Genomic DNA, 16255 nt, shown 5'->3' on the forward strand with positions numbered 1-16255 from the left:
CTCACCCGTAGATCGTGGCGACGAGGTCGCGCAGCGCCTGCTGCACGTCCGGCTCGTCGCTCAGGGGTTCGATCACCGCCGCCTCGAGCGCAGCGTCCACGCCCATGCCGCCCGCCATCAGCGTGGCGGCATAGATGAGAAGCCGGGTCGAGACGCCTTCCTCCAGGTCCATGCCCGACAGCGCCCGGATATGACCCGCGAGCCGCACCAGCGGTGCGACGCGTCCCGGCTCCAGCCCGCTTTCTCGGGCCACGACGGCGATCTCGGTCTCGGCATCGGGGAAGTCGAAGCTGATCGCCAGGAACCGCTGCCTGGTCGAGGGCTTCAGGCGCTTGAGCACGCTCTGGTAGCCGGGGTTGTAGGAAGCCACCAGCATGAAGCCCTCGGGCGCGACCAGCTCCTCGCCCGTGCGGTCGATCATCAGCGTGCGGCGCGTGTCGGTCAGCGGGTGCAGCACCACGGTGACGTCCTTGCGGGCCTCCACCACCTCGTCGAGATAGCAGATCCCGCCCTCGCGCACGGCGCGGGTCAGCGGCCCGTCCACCCAGACCGTTTCGCCGCCCTTCAGAAGGTAGCGCCCGATCAGGTCGGCCGCCGACAGGTCGTCATGGCAGGCGACGGTGTGGAGCGGCTTGCCCAGCTTCGCGGCCATGTGCTCGACGAAGCGGGTCTTGCCGCAGCCGGTCGGCCCCTTCAGCAGAAGGGGCAGGCCGTTGTCGTGGGCCGTCTCGAACAGGGCGCATTCGCCGCCCGTCGGCTGGTAGAACGGCAGGGTCGGGGTCGTCTGCATGTTCATCGGTCACTCTCCCGGGATTGGATCGGAGGTTTCGGGGGCGGGGTTGGCCCGGCCGGGCCGGATGACCTCCTGCTTGCGGACGACGAGCTGGCTGTAGATGAACAGCAGCGCCCCCAGCACCACCGCCACGCCGGAGCCGAAGCGCATGATGTAGAAGATCACCAGATCGTCCTGGACGGTCATGTAATACTCGCCCATGACACGCTGCATGTGCGTCTGGATCGTGCCCGCGAAGGTCAGCGTGAAGGTCATGAACGCCATGCCGCCGGTCATCAGCCAGAAGGACGTCATGTTGAGCACCTGGTTGAAAGGCTCGCGGTTCCGCAGGATCGGCATCGCGTAGGTGATGATGGCAAGGTTCATCGCCACATAGGCCCCGAAGAACGCGAGGTGCCCGTGCGCGGCGGTGATCTGGGTGCCGTGCGAGTAGAAGTTCACGCCGTGCAGCGTGTGCAGGAAGCCCCAGACGCCTGCGCCGAAGAAGGCCACGGTAGACGAGCCGAGCGACCAGAGCAGCGCCGCCTTGTTGGGGTGGTTGCGTCGCCCCTTCCAGACCATGACGAAGGCGAAGCTCATCATCAGGAAGAAGGGCACGACCTCGAAGGTCGAGAAGATCGAGCCAATCCACTGCCAGTAGCCAGGCGTGCCGATCCAGTAGAAGTGGTGCCCGGTGCCGAGGATGCCCGAGAACAGCGCCGTGGCAACGATGACATACAGCCACTTCTCGACCACCTCGCGGTCCACGCCCGTCAGCTTCAGCAGGATGAAGGCGAGGACGGCGGCCATCACCAGTTCCCAGGTCGCCTCGACCCAAAGATGGACGACGAACCACCAGTACATCTTGTCGAGAGACAGATTCGCCGGGTTGATGAAGGCGAAGACCCAGAGGAGCGACAGCAGCCACAGCCCCGTCAGCAGCACGCCGGTAATCGCCGTCTTCCTGCCGCGCAGCACCGTCATCGAGATGTTGAACAGGAAGATGACCGCCGCCACGAGGATGCCGAGACGCACCCAGAGCGGCTGCTCGAGGAACTCGCGGCCACCATGGACCTTGAAACCGTAGCCGATCACCGCGCCCAGCGTGCCAACGAGCAGGATGATCAGTTGCAGGTAGGCGAGCTTCGAGGAGAAGATCTCGGTCTCGCTTTCCTCGGGCACGAGGAAGTAGGCCGCCCCGAAGAAGCCCAGCAGCAGCCAGACGATCAGCGCGTTCGTGTGCACCATGCGCACGATGTGGAAGGGGAACACCTCGGCGAGGAAGTTGGGCTGGATGTAGATGTAGCCGATGGTCAACCCGCCCAGCACCTGCACCGCAAAGAGCGCGAGGGCCGCGAGGAAGTACCAGTAGGCGATCTGTTGTGTCTGATATCTCATGTCTCTTTCTCCTCAGCCGGCGTCGTTCGGCGGCCAGCCCTGGGTGTCGGTCTGATCGGCCCAGCGAAGGAATTCGGCGAGGCCGCGCACGTCCTCGTCGCTGAGCTCGAAATGCGGCATCTGCCGGCGGCCCTCGATGCCGCTCGGCTGGGCGTCGATCCAGCCGCGCATGATCTCGAAGGCGCCCTCGGGATCGTCCTGCACGCCCCAGCGGGTCATCACGTTGCCGAGCTCGGGCGCAAAATAGGCGCCTTCGCCGTGCAGCGTGTGGCAGTTGATGCAGGAGTTTCGCTCCCACACGTGCTTGCCGTGCACGACGGCCTCGGTCAGCGGCATGCCGGCCGTCGACCTGGCGACGATGTGATGGTGGGACTGCCAGGTGAGCAGCACGAACACGACCACGAAGAACAGTGAGCCTCCGTAGAAGATGTTGCGCGCCCGCGATTTCGTCAGGATCTCTGCCATTGCGGCCTCCGGTGCGTTCGGGACACCGAAGGACTAGATCGAGGAGCGCGTGCGAAGTTTGCGGCAGCGCAAGGTTCCGGGCGGTCGACGACCTAGGCTCTCGGGGAAAGGAGCCCGCGAATGGCACGACTTGGCATCGACGACCCCGACCTGCCGCTGGCCGACCTGATGTCGCGATGGCCCGCGGCCATTCCCGTCTTCCTGCGCCACCGGATGCTCTGCGTCGGCTGCCTCATCGCGCCGTTCCACACGGTCACGGATGCCTGCCGGGCCTATGGGCTCGACGAGTCCGCCTTCCTCGCGGAACTGCATCGGGCGGCCGAGACGGGCGTCTGAAGGCCGGCCCTCAGGCCTGGGTCAGCTCCACCAGCGCGTGCGGGTCGCGGACGGTGACGCGCTTGCGGCGGCTCCTGACCAGGCCGTCCTTCTCCCAAGCGCTCAGCAGTCGGCTGACGGTGTGCAGGGTCGTTCCGGTCATTTCCGATAGGTCCTGCCGGGTAATGGGAAAGTCGATCTCGATCCCGTCCTCGACCTTTCGGCCGGTCTGGTTGACCAGGCGCAGAAGCGCGGTCGCCACCCGCTGCTCGACGCGCAGGGTCGCCATCTCGACGATGCGGTTGTTCATCTCGCCCACGCGGTTGCCGACGGTCCTGTAGGTCTCGGTGGCGAAGCCGTCATACTCGGTCACGAATGCCTGCCACAGCCGCATCGGCCAGCTCAGCGCGATCGACTCGGCGGCGGTTATCGCTGTTGCCGGATAGGTGTTGCGCCCGAGCGCCTGCGCGATGCCGAAGAGCTGGCCCGCGGGAATGTGCAGCGCGGTCACCTGCTCGCCCGTCGGGGTGATCCGCACGACGCGGATGTAGCCGTCGAGCAGCAGGTGGAACCGCTCGGCCGGCGCGCCCTCGTGAAAGACGGCGACCCCCTCCTCGTAGCGGCGCGACGTGGCCTGATCGAGGATCGTGCGGATCTGCCGCCGATCCAGCCGCGAGAAGGGCGGCAGATGCGTCAGAAGGCTCTCGTCCAGCCGGGGCAGCGCCTTGCGTGTCGGTCGGTCATCCATTCCCGAACGGTCGCACAGGCATCGGCGTCCTGCCAGCGCGCTTTCCCCGGTGTCTGTCGCGTCAACCGGTCCGCAGTTTGCGCTGCCGCAAATCACGCCGGTCGCCGGTCGCTAGATATCGGGTGAACCCGACAGATGGAAAGGGACACCACCGATGACACGTATCATGGCCTCCGCCGCCGCACTCGCCCTGATGATGAGCAGTGCCGCATTCGCCGAGACATACGAAGTGAAGATGCTGAACGTGGGATCCGACGGCGAACGCATGGTTTTCGAGCCCTCGTTCCTGAAGGTCGAGCCGGGCGACACGGTCACGTTCCTTCCGACCGACAAGAGCCATAACGCCGAAAGCATCCTGGGCATGATGCCGGAAGGTGCCGAAGCCTTCAAAGGACGGATCAACCAGGAGATCTCGGTCACCTTCGACGAAGCCGGGGTCTATGGCATCAAGTGCCTGCCGCATTTCGCGCTCGGCATGATCGCCCTGATCCAGGTGGGCGACGACCTGCCCAATCTCGACCAGGCGATGCAGGTGAGGGCTCCGGGGCAGGCGGCCGCGCGAATGGCCGTCTTGCTTGACCAGGTCGCTCAGGGCGACGCGGCCGAGGGCGGCGATGCCGAAGAAGACGCTTCCAACTGACACGGTGCGGGCCGCATGGCCGCGGCCCACCACCCTTCCACATGACCGGGAGACACGTCATGAAAGACCACGACAACATCCATGACGCGCAGCTTGATGCGCACGACGAGAAGGCGGTCGGGACTGGCGGCGGCCTGAGCCGGCGCAGCCTGTTGTCCGGGACTGCCGGCCTGGCAGTCGGCGGCATGCTGACGGCGCCGGCCGCGTTCGCGCAGCACGCGCATGGCAGCGGCGTGCCCGAGGGGCACCCGCATTACAGGAACAGCCTGAGCGAGCGCGTCTATCGGGTGAACCCGGTCCATCCGGACATGGCGGATATCGCCGAGAACCCGGCCAACGTCCCCCCGCCCCTCAACCGCTCCGAGCCGAGGACCGTCGAGATCGAGCTCGAAACCATGGAGGTTGAGGCGCATCTGGACGTGAACAGCACCTTCCGCTTCTGGACGTTCAACGGCACTGTGCCAGGCCCGATGCTGCGGGTTCGCGTCGGCGACGACGTGGTGGTGAAGCTGAAGAACCATCCCGACAGCTGGTACGCGCACAACATCGACTTTCATGCGGTGACCGGGCCGGGCGGTGGCGCCGAGGTCACCACCGTCGCGCCGGGCGAGGCGGCGACGTTCCGCTTCAAGGCGCTGAACCCGGGGCTCTACGTCTATCACTGCGCGGTCCCGCCAGTGGTGCTCCACATCGCGAACGGCATGTACGGGATGATCCTCGTCGAGCCGGAGGAGGGTCTGCCCGAGGTCGATCGGGAGTATTACGTCATGCAGGGCGAGATCTATACCGAGGAGCCTTTCGGCTCGACCGGCCTTCTGACCGAGAGCTACGAGAACGCCGTCGAGGAGCGGCCGCAGTTCTACGTCTTCAACGGGCATGTCGGGGCGCTCACCGAGCACTACCCGCTCAGGGCGAATGTCGGTGAGACGGTTCGCATCTACTTCGGGGTCGGCGGGCCTAACAAGATCTCGTCCTTCCACGTCATCGGCGAGATATTCGACCGGGTGTACCTCGAAGGCTCGGTGACGAGCCCCCCGATCGAGAACGTCCAGACGATCAAGGTCGCACCGGGCGGCTCCGGCATCGTCGAGTTCGAATGCGAGGTTCCCGGGCGCTACGTCCTGGTCGACCACGCGCTCGCGCGCGTCGAGAAGGGCCTCGCCGGCTACCTTATCGTCGAAGGTGAGGAGAATCCCGAGATATTCGCGTCGCTGGAGGAACCGCATCCGATCGACGAGTGATCGCTCCGAGGGTCCGCCAGATGTCTGGCGGACCCTCCCGCGTTCGCCGTCATGGCGGGCGCGGCATCGACCGCGCCCGGCGCGGCAAGCGACAAGGCGATCGTGCTGCCGCCGAAGCGGCCTCCGCGGGTCCGATGCTCATGAACTTCACTTACGGGGAAACTCAGGATGAACAGTGCAACGACAATTCTTGCAGCGGCCGCCGCCGCAACGGCCTTTTCGATGCCTGTCAGGGCGCAGGATGCGGATTTCCAGCTGCCCGAACAATGCCCCGCCAAATCCACAACCGGCGAGCTGGATCATTCCTCCATGGCCCATGGTGACATGCACGGCAATCAACCCGGTGGCATGATGGACATGAGGGGCGCGGATCTCGAAGCCATGCCCGAGCACGCCCGGGAAAACATGCGTCGCATGATGATCAGCATGACGGCCATGCACCAGGGCATGATCATGGAAGACGCCGACGTGGCTTTCGCCTGCGGGATGATCGCGCACCATCAGGGGGCCGTCGACATGGCGCAGGTTCTGCTCGAACATGGCGACGACGAGCAGATGATCGAACTTGCAGGCGAGATCATTGCCGCACAGGTGGCCGAGATCGAGCGGATGAAGGTCTGGCTTGCGGAAAACGCCGACTGATCCGTCGATGGCCTAGGCCGGGGTTGTCGAGATGCGCCTAGCTCGGCGACCGATCGAGCATAGACCTCGGCCGGATCGGGGCCGGCGTGGCGCATTCCGCCCCGGCTTCCTGGGCTTCAGCGAGATCGACCTGCAACGCCGCGATCTCGGCCTCTCAGGCGGCGCGCCATCGTGGCCGGCCCGGCGCAGAGCGGCGGCACCGTTCGGATTTCCGAGGCGGACCCCGCGCACCTTTGCAGCCGCCAGCGCCTCCTTCGTGCGCCGGGAGATCGCCTCGCGCTCCTGCTGGGCGACCAGCGCCATGATCTGACGGTAGGGGCGCTAGCATGGGCTATGTCGCAGGCGAGGAAGCGCACGCCATCGTCGCGCAGGGTCAGCAGGAAGGCGGCGCTGCGTAAGAGCCGGTTGAGCTTGCCGATGGCGCCGTAGGACAGGGCCGTCTGCGGCCCAGGTAGGCTATCGATCACCAACAGGAACCGATCGCATGACGGCCCGACCGTATCCGGTTTTTCGGGTCAGGATCAGTCTTAGGCTGCCCTCCTCAGGTGGTCAGACTTCAATTTGACTGCATGACGGGTCTGGCGGATGCGAGCCCGACGACGTTGCGCCTGTGTGCAGTCTGCGAAGGGAGGGGGAACGCCAAGTGTCTGATGGCGTTGTCTGGTAGCCCACCCACGGAGGCTGCATGCCAGACCACCTTGATTCCTCCCCGCCGCCAGACGCCCTCGAGGCCCAAGCCGACCGCCTGCGCATGCAGCGGAGGGCGCTGGCGGAGTTCGGACTTGCCGCGTTTCGCTCCGGCGACCTCGACGCGGTGCTGAACCGCGCCTGCGAACTCGTGGCCGAGGGCCTGGATGCCGAATTGGCCAAGGTGCTGGAGTACCGCCCCGAGCAGGGGGATTTCCTGGTGCGCGCGGGGGTCGGCTGGAAGCCCGGCGTGGTGGGGCACGAGGCCTTCGCCGGAGGCGAAAGCGCCTCGCCGGCGGGCTACGCTCTGAAGCGGGGGGAGCCGGTCATCTCACCCGACCTCGCGGACGAGGGGCGCTTCGCCATCCCCGAGGTGCTTCATGACCACGGCGTCCAGAGCATGGTCAACGTCGTGATCGCAGGCGAAGACGGCCCCTACGGCGTGCTGGAGGTGGACGCGCCGCGGCAACACGACTTCGACGAGGAGGACGCGGCCTTCCTCGAGAATTACGCCAACCTGCTCGCGGCGGCGATCGAGCGGCTGCGCGGGCATGCCGAGCTCGGCCAGGCGCTGTCCGAGCAGAAGGTCCTGGTGGGCGAGCTCGCGCACCGCGTGCGCAACATGCTGGGCCTCGTGCAGGCGCTCGCCTCCCAGACCGTGGCCGAGGATGCGGGCGCGATCGCCTATCGTGACGCCTTCCTCGGCCGCCTGGGCGCCCTTGCCCGTGCCGAGGGGCTCGTCTTCGAGGATCACGCGCAGAGCCTCGACCTGTCCCAACTCGCGCCGCGGGCCCTCGCGCCCTTCACGGCCGACGGCCCCCGAGCCATCGTGGTCGATGGCCCGACGCTGTGGCTGCCGGCACGGATCGGGCGCATCCTCGGCCTCGTCCTGCACGAGTTGGCCACCAACGCGACCAAGCATGGCGCCCTGTCGTCTCCCGAGGGTCGGGTCCGACTCGCGTGGCAGAGCGAGGAGGCCAGCCAGGGGGACAGGCATGTGCGGCTCCGGTGGAGCGAGGAGGGCGGCCCAGCCGTGACGTCCCCCAGCCGCCGAGGATTCGGCACACGGCTTCTCGAGAGGCTTGCGTGCTATGAACTCGAGGGCACCGCATCGCTCGACTACCGCCCTGAGGGGCTCTGCTACGACCTGACCTTCGAGGCCCCAAGGGAGGGGACGACGTGAACGTGACCCGTGCCGATATGAGCGCGCTGCGAGACCGGCGCATCCTGGTGGTCGAGGACGACCCGCTGATCGCGATGGAGATCGCCGACCTCCTTGCCGCGCAGGGCGCCGAGCCCGTCGGGCCCACCCCGACGGTGCGGGCCGCGCTCGCCGCGCTCGCCGACGGGCCGCTTGATCTGGCGGTGCTCGACCTCAACCTGCGCGGCGAGTGCGGCACGCCCGTGGCCGCCGCGCTGCACGAGGCCGGCGTGCCCTTCGTGCTGACCTCGGGCTATGCGCGCGCTCAGATCGACGAGCCCGAGCTCACCCGGGTCCCGCTCGTCCCCAAGCCCGTCGATCACCGACTGCTCCTGACGACGCTCGTGCGTCTGCTCGCCGCGTGAGTACCGCGAACGGCTTCGCTCCACCAGAACGCGGGACCGGTCGCGGTGCCGTTCCGAAATCCCGGTCCGGGAGCGCCACGTTCATCGGGCCGTGCGGCTGAAGTCGAAGGCTGATCTGACCTTGATACGCACGAGTGGCGGCGGTTGGGCCTTAGCGGCTCAGTCTGCAAGCCACTGCAATAGGTTCCGGACGTTCGAGACCTGCCACCGGCCGCCGCGGCGAGTGCGGATGCCGCGGGCGTTCAGCTCCGCCGCGAGCGCCCGAAGCGTCCTGTGCCCAGCGTCCTGCAGAGCCCGGACGGTCGGCGCCAGGCCGCAAGCGAAGGCGTCGGCCGTGACGGCGGCGCGGAGCAGCGCACCGCCCGTTACGGCGCGCCGTAGCGCGGCCGTGCCGTTCGGATTGCCCAGCTTCACTCCGCGGGCCTTCGCGGCCGCCAGCGCCTCCCTTGGTGCGTCGGGAGATCGCCTCGCGCTCCTGCTGTGCCACCAGCGCCATGATGCCGACGGTGATCTTCCCCTGGTCCGGTGGACACCCGGGTAAAGTGGACACCTCCGAGGACGCGCTGTTTTGCCGAGATGGTGGCGACCAGACTTGTCGCATCGCGCTCTGACGGCCTTTTGGCTGGCTTTATGGGGCGTTCAGCATTCTGACGGAGCCGGTTTCCCGTTTTTCGCCGTCAGGTGGGCAGAGTCTGGGTCTGAAGCCATCGCAGTCGGCCCATGTTGTAGTTGTTCAGTCCCGAGTGTGGTGGCAGGTTGCCGTCACCAGAGGAGAGGGACGCGCTATGGGCCCAGTTCTGCATGGGAGCGCCACGACAACGCACGCTGTCCGAACTGCGATACAGCGATCGCAGGCTTCGGTCTCGGAGTTAGCCGAGCGCTATGGTCTCAATGAGAAGACCGTCCGGAAGTGGCGCAAGCGCACGACCCTCGAGGACGCGCGGATGGGGCCGAAGGAGGTCCTCTCCTCCGTCCTCTCCTCCGAGGAGGAAGCGATGTGCGTCGCCTTCCGCCGGCACACGCGCCTGCCGCTCGACGACTGCCTCTATGCCCTCCAGGCCTTCATCCCGCATCTCAACCGGTCCGCCCTGCACCGGCTGTTCCAGCGCCACGACATCAGCCGCCTGCCCGACATGGAGGGGCCCCTCTTGTCTTTTCGTTTCGTCACCTCCTGCTGCGTGATGGGGGTCGCCCCATGGACTGCGCAGTTCCACGGGGTGGCGGGGGACGGATCGCACCCCTCTTGGTCGCAATGGACCGGTCCCCAGTGAGGTCGCCCCCGCGTTTTCTTCTGGCCTGAACGGATACCTGGGCGTGAGGCCCGCAGGACAAGACGAGGTGGGGGACCATGACCATGCAGGACACGATCGGCGTAGACGTCTCGAAGGATCACCTGGACGCCTGCGATGCGGCCTCGAAGGATCATCGACGGTTCTCCAACGACGCGGCCGGGCTGACGGCTCTGTGCCGACGGGCTCGCAAGCGGGGCGACGTGGTCGTCGTGTTCGAAGCGTCCGGCGCCTGCCACCGCGACCTCGAGCGCATGCTGTCGCGCCAGGAACTGCCTTTCGCCAAGGTCAACCCGAGGCAAGCCCGCAGGTTCACGGAGGCGGTCGGCCAGGTGGCCAAGACCGACAGGATCGACGCCGCGATCCTGGCCCGGATGGGGAGGGCGCTGGACCTCGCGCCGAGCGCGGTCCTGCCTGCATACATGAGCGAACTCCAGGATCTTCTGGTGTCCCGGCGCGGGCTCATCCGGGATCGAGCTGCGGCTCAGACGCGGCTCAAGACGGCCAAGCCGCTCCGCTGCTTCTGCGCCGCCTCCTCGTGCAGCGTCTCGCGCAGATCGAGCGGCGGGTCGCGTCGGTCGACCGCGCCATGCAGACCATCATCGACACGGACCCGGACCTCTGCGCTCGCAGAGAGATCCTGGTCAGCATCCCGGGCATCCACGGGGCTTCTTGCGGTGGACTTGGCTCGTCATGCCGTTCGCCGTAAACTCGGCGCGGTTCACCTCGTCATATGCTTGTGCCGCGGCCTGCTTTTGGGCGCCCTGCGCCCTGCGCGCAGAGGGCGGCGGGGCGATGCTGCCCTCCGACTCGCCGCTCCTGGGGGTCTGGTCCGATGGCTACCTCACCGCCCGGGAGGGGACCAAGCGCCGCTGGACGGCCAAGACGCTCGAGAAGAAAGGCAGGGCGGTCCGGAGGCTGCTCGAGCATGCGACCGACGGCCAGATCGACCGGGATCGCTTCGTTGCGCTGCCCGACTGGCTCGCGCGGCGCCTGGAAGGGCAGGGCGGCTGACAGGCCCGGATTGTCTGTGCAGACTGAGCGGCCAGGAACTGCAGCCTTCGCTGCGCTCATCGGATGTCGCCGCTAGTGTTCCGAAACCGGCCTCAATGGCACGACGGAACACCAGGTCAGGCCAGATCTCCGCTCGATAAGCGTCCGTAAGCAATCCGTCAGCTTCACCGAAGCCGCGGTCAGCTAGGCCGTAGAGCTGGTCGAACGGCACAAATACATAACGAACATTCAGCATTTTCGGGCGAACCATAGATCAGCCGGTCAGTATCCGATTTTCAAGCTCGCGCTATCCCGATGCTTCCGGGCCGTATGGTTGTAGCCTTCGGTCGTCGTGATCGATGAATGCCCAACCGTCCGCTGGATGTCCTCGCCGGTGGCTCCGGCCTCATAGGCCTGGGTGATCATCGTGGCCCGGGCCATGTGCGGGAAGGCGACCACGCCGACACCGGCCTTCGCCGCGTAGCGCTGGAAGTGATAGTACATCGTCCGCCGGTCGAGGGGTTGCCCCGGCTTCGCGTTCTTGTGCGCCTTGAACAGGTAGGCGTCCGGATCACCGCCATGCGGCGCAACGTCGAGATACGCCCGAACTGCCGCCGCGCATTCGAGATTGATCGCGACGGTGTTCGTCTTGTTGCCCTTGATGGTGAGATGCAGGACAGGGAACTCGGCATCGTAGGTGAAATCCCGCACCTTCAAGAGCGTCGGCTCGGTACATCGCGCCCCCGCGTAGAAGTAGACATGCAAGAGCGCCCGATCGCGAAGCCCCTGAAGCGTGTCCGTGTCGGGCACATCGAGCATGGCCCGCACTTGGCGCTTGGATAGGGTAGGGGACTTACCCGCCCCTGTGCCCGCGTTGCCGGTCTTCGGGCGCTTCACCCCCGCCACCGGGTTGCTCTGGGTGAGCTGCGCATCGGTGAGATGCCGGTAGAGCGAGGACAGCCTCGGCGCCCAGGCGCAGATCAAGCCCAACCCGTCGCGTGCCGACAAGCCCAGCACTGACTGGACGCTCTACAAGGAGCGCAACCTCGTCGAGCGCTTCTTCAACCGCCTCAAGCGCTACCGGCGCATCGCCCTGCGCTGCGAGAAGACCCTCTCCAGCTTCACAGCCTTCCTCCACATCGCATGTGCCTTGGAATGGATGCGGTAAATGAAGACGACGCCTAGGGCTACCGGCGGATCACGGCGCTGCTGCGCGAGGCGGGTTGGGCCGTGAACGTGAAGCGCGTCGAGCGGATCTGGCGGCGGGAGGGGCTGAAGGTTCCCCAGAAGCAACCGAAGAAGTCGAGACTCTGGCTCAACGACGGGTCCTGCATTCGTCTGCGGCCAGAGCGCCCGAACAACGTCTGGTCCTACGACTTCGTTGAGAGCCGGACCCACGACGGAAGAAAGTTCCGCATGCTCAACTTGATCGACGAGTTCACCCGGAAGTGCCTGGCGATCCGGATCGACCGGAAGCTCCGGTCGACCAACATGATCGACATGCTGTCCGACCTGTTCATCCTGCCAGGCGTCCCGGACCATGTGAGATCCGACAACGGCCCGGAGTTCGTGGCCAAGGCGGTGCGGGACTGGATCGCCGCCGTCGGCGCCAGGACCGCCTACATCGAGCCGGGAAGCCCTTGGGAGAACGGCTCCTGCGAGAGCTTCAACGCCAAGCTCCGCGACGAGCTCCTGAACGGTGAGATCTTCTACAGCTTGGCCGAGGCGAAGATCGTCATCGAAAGCTGCCGTCAGCATTACAACACAAAGCGCCCGCACTGATCATTCGGCTATCGTCCCCCGGCCCCAGAGGCCGTCTCCTGGCCGGCTTCGCCACCCGGAACCGCTTCCCCGGCCACGCCAGCAGTAGCGCCCAGACCCATCATGCACTAAGATTCACACCGGACCACCCGATTGGGGCAGGCCAGTGCTGCATGTCAACGGCTACGCCGGCTATAATCGGTTGGCCGACGACCGGCGCGAAGGCGGCGCCCCGCTGCGGCTCGCCTACTGCTGAGCCCATGCCCGCCGCGAGATCATCTGCGCCACGCCGAAGGCCGGCTCGCCCGTGGCCGACGACCTGCTGGGCCGCATCGCCGACCTCTACAAGATCGAGTCCACGATCTGCGGCGCGCCCGCCGACATCAGCCTGACCGAGCGCCGAGCACGATCCAGGCCGATCCTCGAGGCCCTGCGCGCCGCCCTCGACCTCGACGACGCCCGCCTGTCGAAGAAGTCCGAGATGGGCAGGGGCCTGGCCTACGTCCTCGCCCGCTGGGATGGCCTGACCCGCTTCGCCGAGGACGGTCGCATCGAGATGGACACCGACCCCGTCGAGAACGCGATCCGTCCCCTGGCCAGCGGTGAGTCATTATACCCCCCTTTCTCAAGCATCTGGGAACATTGGTATCTGTCTATCGCCTTCATCGCGACGCGGGCGGTTGCCGGTCGCCAGGGCGCCACGGACGGCGTCACTTTCGAGGTCCTGGGCCTGGATCTGCCATGGCGCGCCGGGGACGACCTGCTCGGCGGGCAGGATACCGTCACCGATGAGGCGCCGGATGGCGTGGTTGGTGACGCCGAGCTTCGCGGCGGCCTCGCGCATCGTGAGCCACGCGCCGTCCTTCTCGGCCGAGCGGTAGGCATGCATGCCATGGACCTTGCGGATGGAGCCGACGCGGTGCGCCGTCCAAGTCTTCCCCTGTCCTGTGCGCACGCCCATTCGGTTGAGCGTCGCGGCGATGTCGGCGTCGAGGAAGCGCGTCGCCATGCGCGACATCACCGCGAGCGCCTCGTCGGGCGTGCGGCAACCGTGCTCCCCGGTCCGGGGCTTGCGGACGCGGAGCTGCGAATGTTGCCCGCCGCGCCAGTGGATCGTCAGCACCACCTCGCGGGTGGCCTCGTCGACGTCGGCCACGATGTCGGCCACCAGAGCCCGGACCAGTTGCTGGCGGGCTCGGGTGGTGACGCCGGGGGCCTGCCATGCGGCGGCGAGGTCCTCCGCGAGGCCCTCGAAGTCCGGCACGGGGACGGTGGCATCGGGCAAGTCCATCGCCGTAAGGCGCGTGCGGCATTCCTCGACGCGGCGTAGAGCTGCCTCCCAGTTCGTCTCCAACTGCGCGGCGATCAGACGATTGCCGGGGTCGCAGGCCGCGTAGCGCCTCTCGGCCAGAGAGGCGTCGTACTCGGCCTGCTGGAGGTCGAGTTCTGCCACACCACGACGTTCGGCCCGTCCCTCTTCCTGCATCCGCTCGGCCTCCATCGCGGCTTCGATGGCCATGGGCTCGACCATGCGCAGTATCTCCGCCGCGATCGCCGCGTCCACACGTGCACCGCCGAAGGTCATGCAGCGCGGCAGACCGAGCATCAGGTTGGGCCTGTCGCAGCGATAGGCCGGTCTCCCGGGCGCTCGGCCCGTGTAGGACACGGCCAGCCCGCGTCCGCAGCGTCCGCAGGTCAGCATGCCCGACAGAAGCGCCTGGCCACCGCGGCCGGACTTTTGTCCGCCAGATCGGCCGTAGGCGTTGGCGGCCAGCGTAGCTTGGTTGCGGTCGTACTCGGCCTTGTCGATGTAGCCCTCGTGATGATCGTCAATCACCACATCCCAGGCCTCGGGCGGCTTGTGGTGGCCGTAGGACTTCCGCGCCCGGCCATCCTCGACGACGATACGCTTCTCGCTTTTGCCGTAGACGTAGGTGCCCGCGTAAAAGGGGTTCTTCAGCAGCCCGATCACGTTGCGGTATCGGATCGGCGTCCAGTCGAAGGCTGTGGTGCGCACGCCGTCGGAGGGCCGCGGGAACACCACCTCCTCGGCGACCAGCGACAGATGCGCCTGCCGCGCGCTGCCCAGTTGGCGGAAGCGCTCGAAGACCAGACGGATTACCTCCTGCAAGCGAAGATCCGGATCGAGGCCGAGCCCCGTCTCGCGATGCCAGACGTAGCCCACGGGCACGCTGATGCGCAGCTCGCCCCGGCGGGCCTTGGCGCGGGCGGCGTCGAGCATGCGCGCCCGGATCACGCCCAGCTCGAACTCGCTGATCGAGCCCTTCATGCCCAGAAGCAGCCGGTCGTTGGGCAGGCACGGGTCGTAGACGCCGTCGAGGTCGATCACGCGCGCCTCGACGAGGCCGCACAGTTCCAGCAGGTGATGCCAGTCGCGCCCGTTGCGCGCGAGCCGGGAGGCGTCGAAGCACAGCACCGCGCCGACCTCGCCCGCGCACAGCGCCGCCACCAGCCGCTCGAACCCTGGGCGCGCGACCATGCCGCTGGCCGAGAGGCCCAGATCGTCGTCGATCACCTCGACGGCGCGGAAGCCGCGGCGCCGGGCCAGTTCCACCAGTTCGTACTGGCGGCGCCGGCCTTCCGTGTTGGCCTCGACCTGTGCCTGGGTCGACTGGCGGACGTAGACGACCGCCTTGCGGTCCGTGACGGCAGGCGGCAGCGGATCAGAGACGGTCATCGGCCCGCTCCTCCGCTGTCCCGATGTCCTCGCTCGCTTCGAGCAGCAGGGCCACAAGGCAGGTCACGACCTGCCCTCGCTCCGTCGGGCTCATGCCGTGCAGCCGCTGCGAGTCGAGCGGCATGAGAAGTTGCAGGGGCGGGGTCGGCTTCGGGTTCTGCTGGGGCATGGGGCTGGTCCTCTCCGGCTGGATTGCCGGAACAGGATCGGCGCTGACCGCTCCGCCTCAACAGTTCGTCGAGATCGCGAAGGGCGCCGAGCGATGCCCTCGGCTCGCCGAGCGCCATGCCGGCGCAGGCAGCCGCGTCGAGCATCCATTCCGCGATCACCATCACGACGCCGGGCGCGACCTCGACGCTGACGAAGCGACCGTCCTGACGCCGATCGACGCGCTCCAGGCGCACTCGGCGGCCGAACAAGGCGTGCCAACGGTAATGAACGACGGCATACTGCCCGACATGGGCAGAATGGACGGGTGATGGCCCTTAGCCGCAAGAACGCCCTGTTCGCAGGCCACGACGAGGGCGGCCACACCTGGGCCCGCCTCGCCTCCCTCATCGGCACCTGCCGGCTGAACGACGTCGAGCCCTTCGCCTACCTGACCACCACCCTCGAAGCCATCGCCCGCGGCCATCCCGCCGCCGACATTGACGCCCTCATGCCCTGGGCCTTCGCCGCAACGTCGACCAAGAGCGCAGCCTAGACCGCAGTCTAGGCTGCGAACGATCCCCTGCCGCCTCCGGTCAACCCCAGATCACCAGGTAAAGGAATGGGGCCGGAGCACCGCTTACAGATCGGAGGGGTGGCGGACATATCGGCTGTAAACCGACGAACTCCAAACGCCACAGGAAGGACAACGGCTCTCACAGGGACGACGGGAGGCGACGACAGCGACGCCATCGCCGGCACGGGCGACAGCCTCAACCTCGCAGCCGGGAAGAAAAGCAAGCTGGGTCATGGTCTTCAAACCCAGAAGTCGGCGGCCGAGATTCACCCAACATCCATTGAAAGCGAGGAAGAGCCATCGAACCGGGGGAAGA

General features: G+C 67.0%; 17 protein-coding genes and 6 pseudogenes. 14 read left to right on the plus strand and 9 right to left on the minus strand.

All coding sequences use genetic code 11. The annotated features are described in order from the left end of the window. Position 1: 1 nt before the first annotated feature. From DR046_RS15675 to DR046_RS15685, 3 genes are read right to left on the minus strand one after another with little or no spacing between them, the layout of a single operon-like run. The gene (locus DR046_RS15675) at positions 2 to 796 is read right to left on the minus strand and encodes a CbbQ/NirQ/NorQ/GpvN family protein (RefSeq protein ID WP_115383339.1); all 795 of its coding nucleotides are present in this window, start codon (positions 794 to 796) and stop codon (positions 2 to 4) included. A 3-nt stretch (positions 797 to 799) separates the two neighbouring features. Next, a complete protein-coding gene (locus tag DR046_RS15680) occupies positions 800 to 2170 on the minus strand; it encodes a cbb3-type cytochrome c oxidase subunit I (protein ID WP_115383340.1) in 1371 nt (456 codons plus the stop codon). Between the two features lie 12 nt (positions 2171 to 2182). After that, entirely contained in the window at positions 2183 to 2635 is a 453-nt protein-coding gene (locus DR046_RS15685; RefSeq protein WP_115383341.1) for a c-type cytochrome, read from the minus strand. A 120-nt stretch (positions 2636 to 2755) separates the two neighbouring features. Between DR046_RS15685 and DR046_RS15690 the strand changes: the two genes are divergently transcribed. Then, on the plus strand, positions 2756 to 2971 hold the full coding sequence (locus DR046_RS15690) for a DUF1858 domain-containing protein (protein ID WP_115383342.1): 216 nt from the start codon (positions 2756 to 2758) through the stop codon (positions 2969 to 2971). Positions 2972 to 2981: 10 nt separating this feature from the next. Here the strand turns inward: DR046_RS15690 and DR046_RS15695 are convergent, their stop codons facing one another. Further along, the gene (locus DR046_RS15695; RefSeq protein WP_167767142.1) at positions 2982 to 3671 is read right to left on the minus strand and encodes a Crp/Fnr family transcriptional regulator; all 690 of its coding nucleotides are present in this window, start codon (positions 3669 to 3671) and stop codon (positions 2982 to 2984) included. Positions 3672 to 3864: 193 nt separating this feature from the next. Here DR046_RS15695 and DR046_RS15700 point away from each other — a divergent pair, with 193 nt between their 5' ends. The 5 genes from DR046_RS15700 to DR046_RS15725 all read left to right on the plus strand — a co-directional run bounded on the left by DR046_RS15700 (position 3865) and on the right by DR046_RS15725 (position 8474). Further along, the gene (locus tag DR046_RS15700; protein WP_115383344.1) at positions 3865 to 4338 is read left to right on the plus strand and encodes a pseudoazurin; all 474 of its coding nucleotides are present in this window, start codon (positions 3865 to 3867) and stop codon (positions 4336 to 4338) included. Positions 4339 to 4397: 59 nt separating this feature from the next. Next, on the plus strand, positions 4398 to 5579 hold the full coding sequence (nirK, locus tag DR046_RS15705) for a copper-containing nitrite reductase (RefSeq protein ID WP_209313600.1): 1182 nt from the start codon (positions 4398 to 4400) through the stop codon (positions 5577 to 5579). Between the two features lie 168 nt (positions 5580 to 5747). Next, entirely contained in the window at positions 5748 to 6221 is a 474-nt protein-coding gene (locus DR046_RS15710; protein WP_115383346.1) for a DUF305 domain-containing protein, read from the plus strand. A gap of 685 nt (positions 6222 to 6906) precedes the next feature. After that, positions 6907 to 8091: a sensor histidine kinase gene (locus tag DR046_RS15720; RefSeq protein WP_115383347.1), complete on the plus strand. Its 1185-nt coding sequence runs from the start codon at positions 6907 to 6909 to the stop codon at positions 8089 to 8091. Beyond that, positions 8088 to 8474 carry a response regulator gene (locus DR046_RS15725; protein ID WP_115383348.1) on the plus strand — a complete coding sequence of 129 codons (387 nt, stop codon included), beginning with the start codon at positions 8088 to 8090 and terminating at the stop codon, positions 8472 to 8474. The genes DR046_RS15720 and DR046_RS15725 overlap by 4 nt, the downstream gene beginning before the upstream one ends. Positions 8475 to 8633: 159 nt before the next feature. Here DR046_RS15725 and DR046_RS24290 read toward each other — a convergent pair whose 3' ends face one another. Beyond that, complete coding sequence (locus tag DR046_RS24290; RefSeq protein WP_245190968.1) at positions 8634 to 8888, minus strand: recombinase family protein; 255 nt, start codon at positions 8886 to 8888, stop codon at positions 8634 to 8636. A 371-nt stretch (positions 8889 to 9259) separates the two neighbouring features. Here DR046_RS24290 and DR046_RS15735 point away from each other — a divergent pair. Beyond that, positions 9260 to 9616 (plus strand): annotated as a pseudogene (locus DR046_RS15735) (helix-turn-helix domain-containing protein); the annotation flags it as partial. 212 nt (positions 9617 to 9828) lie between these two features. After that, positions 9829 to 10206, plus strand: a pseudogene (locus DR046_RS24900) (IS110 family transposase); the annotation flags it as partial. A gap of 41 nt (positions 10207 to 10247) precedes the next feature. On the opposite strand, the gene DR046_RS24295 reads toward DR046_RS24900, so the two are convergent. Then, entirely contained in the window at positions 10248 to 10427 is a 180-nt protein-coding gene (locus DR046_RS24295) for a hypothetical protein (protein ID WP_245190969.1), read from the minus strand. Between the two features lie 131 nt (positions 10428 to 10558). Here DR046_RS24295 and DR046_RS24300 point away from each other — a divergent pair, with 131 nt between their 5' ends. Next, entirely contained in the window at positions 10559 to 10777 is a 219-nt protein-coding gene (locus DR046_RS24300; protein ID WP_245190970.1) for a hypothetical protein, read from the plus strand. A 261-nt stretch (positions 10778 to 11038) separates the two neighbouring features. On the opposite strand, the gene DR046_RS15745 is transcribed toward DR046_RS24300, so the two are convergent. After that, positions 11039 to 11773 (minus strand): tyrosine-type recombinase/integrase, encoded by a 735-nt coding sequence (locus tag DR046_RS15745; protein WP_115383350.1) that lies wholly within the window; start codon positions 11771 to 11773, stop codon positions 11039 to 11041. On the opposite strand from DR046_RS15745, the pseudogene DR046_RS15750 reads away from it, so the two are divergent. The 3 pseudogenes from DR046_RS15750 to DR046_RS24905 form a co-directional block, all read left to right on the plus strand. Next, positions 11715 to 11924: pseudogene (locus DR046_RS15750) on the plus strand (transposase); the annotation flags it as partial. The gene DR046_RS15745 and the pseudogene DR046_RS15750 overlap by 59 nt on opposite strands. 17 nt (positions 11925 to 11941) lie before the next feature. Then, positions 11942 to 12649, plus strand: a pseudogene (locus tag DR046_RS15755) (IS3 family transposase); the annotation flags it as partial. Between the two features lie 136 nt (positions 12650 to 12785). Continuing rightward, a pseudogene (locus tag DR046_RS24905) lies at positions 12786 to 13112 on the plus strand (IS66 family transposase); the annotation flags it as partial. 30 nt (positions 13113 to 13142) lie between these two features. On the opposite strand, the gene DR046_RS15765 reads toward DR046_RS24905, so the two are convergent. Together DR046_RS15765 and DR046_RS15770 are read right to left on the minus strand one after the other, a co-directional pair. After that, complete coding sequence (locus tag DR046_RS15765) at positions 13143 to 15215, minus strand: recombinase family protein (protein ID WP_115383351.1); 2073 nt, start codon at positions 15213 to 15215, stop codon at positions 13143 to 13145. Then, entirely contained in the window at positions 15202 to 15384 is a 183-nt protein-coding gene (locus DR046_RS15770) for a hypothetical protein (protein ID WP_115383352.1), read from the minus strand. The genes DR046_RS15765 and DR046_RS15770 overlap by 14 nt, the downstream gene beginning before the upstream one ends. Here DR046_RS15770 and DR046_RS15775 point away from each other — a divergent pair. Together DR046_RS15775 and DR046_RS15780 are read left to right on the plus strand one after the other, a co-directional pair. Next, positions 15383 to 15694 carry a hypothetical protein gene (locus DR046_RS15775; RefSeq protein WP_115383353.1) on the plus strand — a complete coding sequence of 104 codons (312 nt, stop codon included), beginning with the start codon at positions 15383 to 15385 and terminating at the stop codon, positions 15692 to 15694. The genes DR046_RS15770 and DR046_RS15775 overlap by 2 nt on opposite strands. Further along, positions 15688 to 15918 (plus strand): annotated as a pseudogene (locus tag DR046_RS15780) (transposase domain-containing protein); the annotation flags it as partial. The gene DR046_RS15775 and the pseudogene DR046_RS15780, both read left to right, overlap by 7 nt. Positions 15919 to 16255 lie beyond the last annotated feature (337 nt).

Origin of the sequence: Jannaschia formosa (assembly GCF_003340555.1) — a bacterium.
Lineage (GTDB): Bacteria > Pseudomonadota > Alphaproteobacteria > Rhodobacterales > Rhodobacteraceae > Jannaschia > Jannaschia formosa.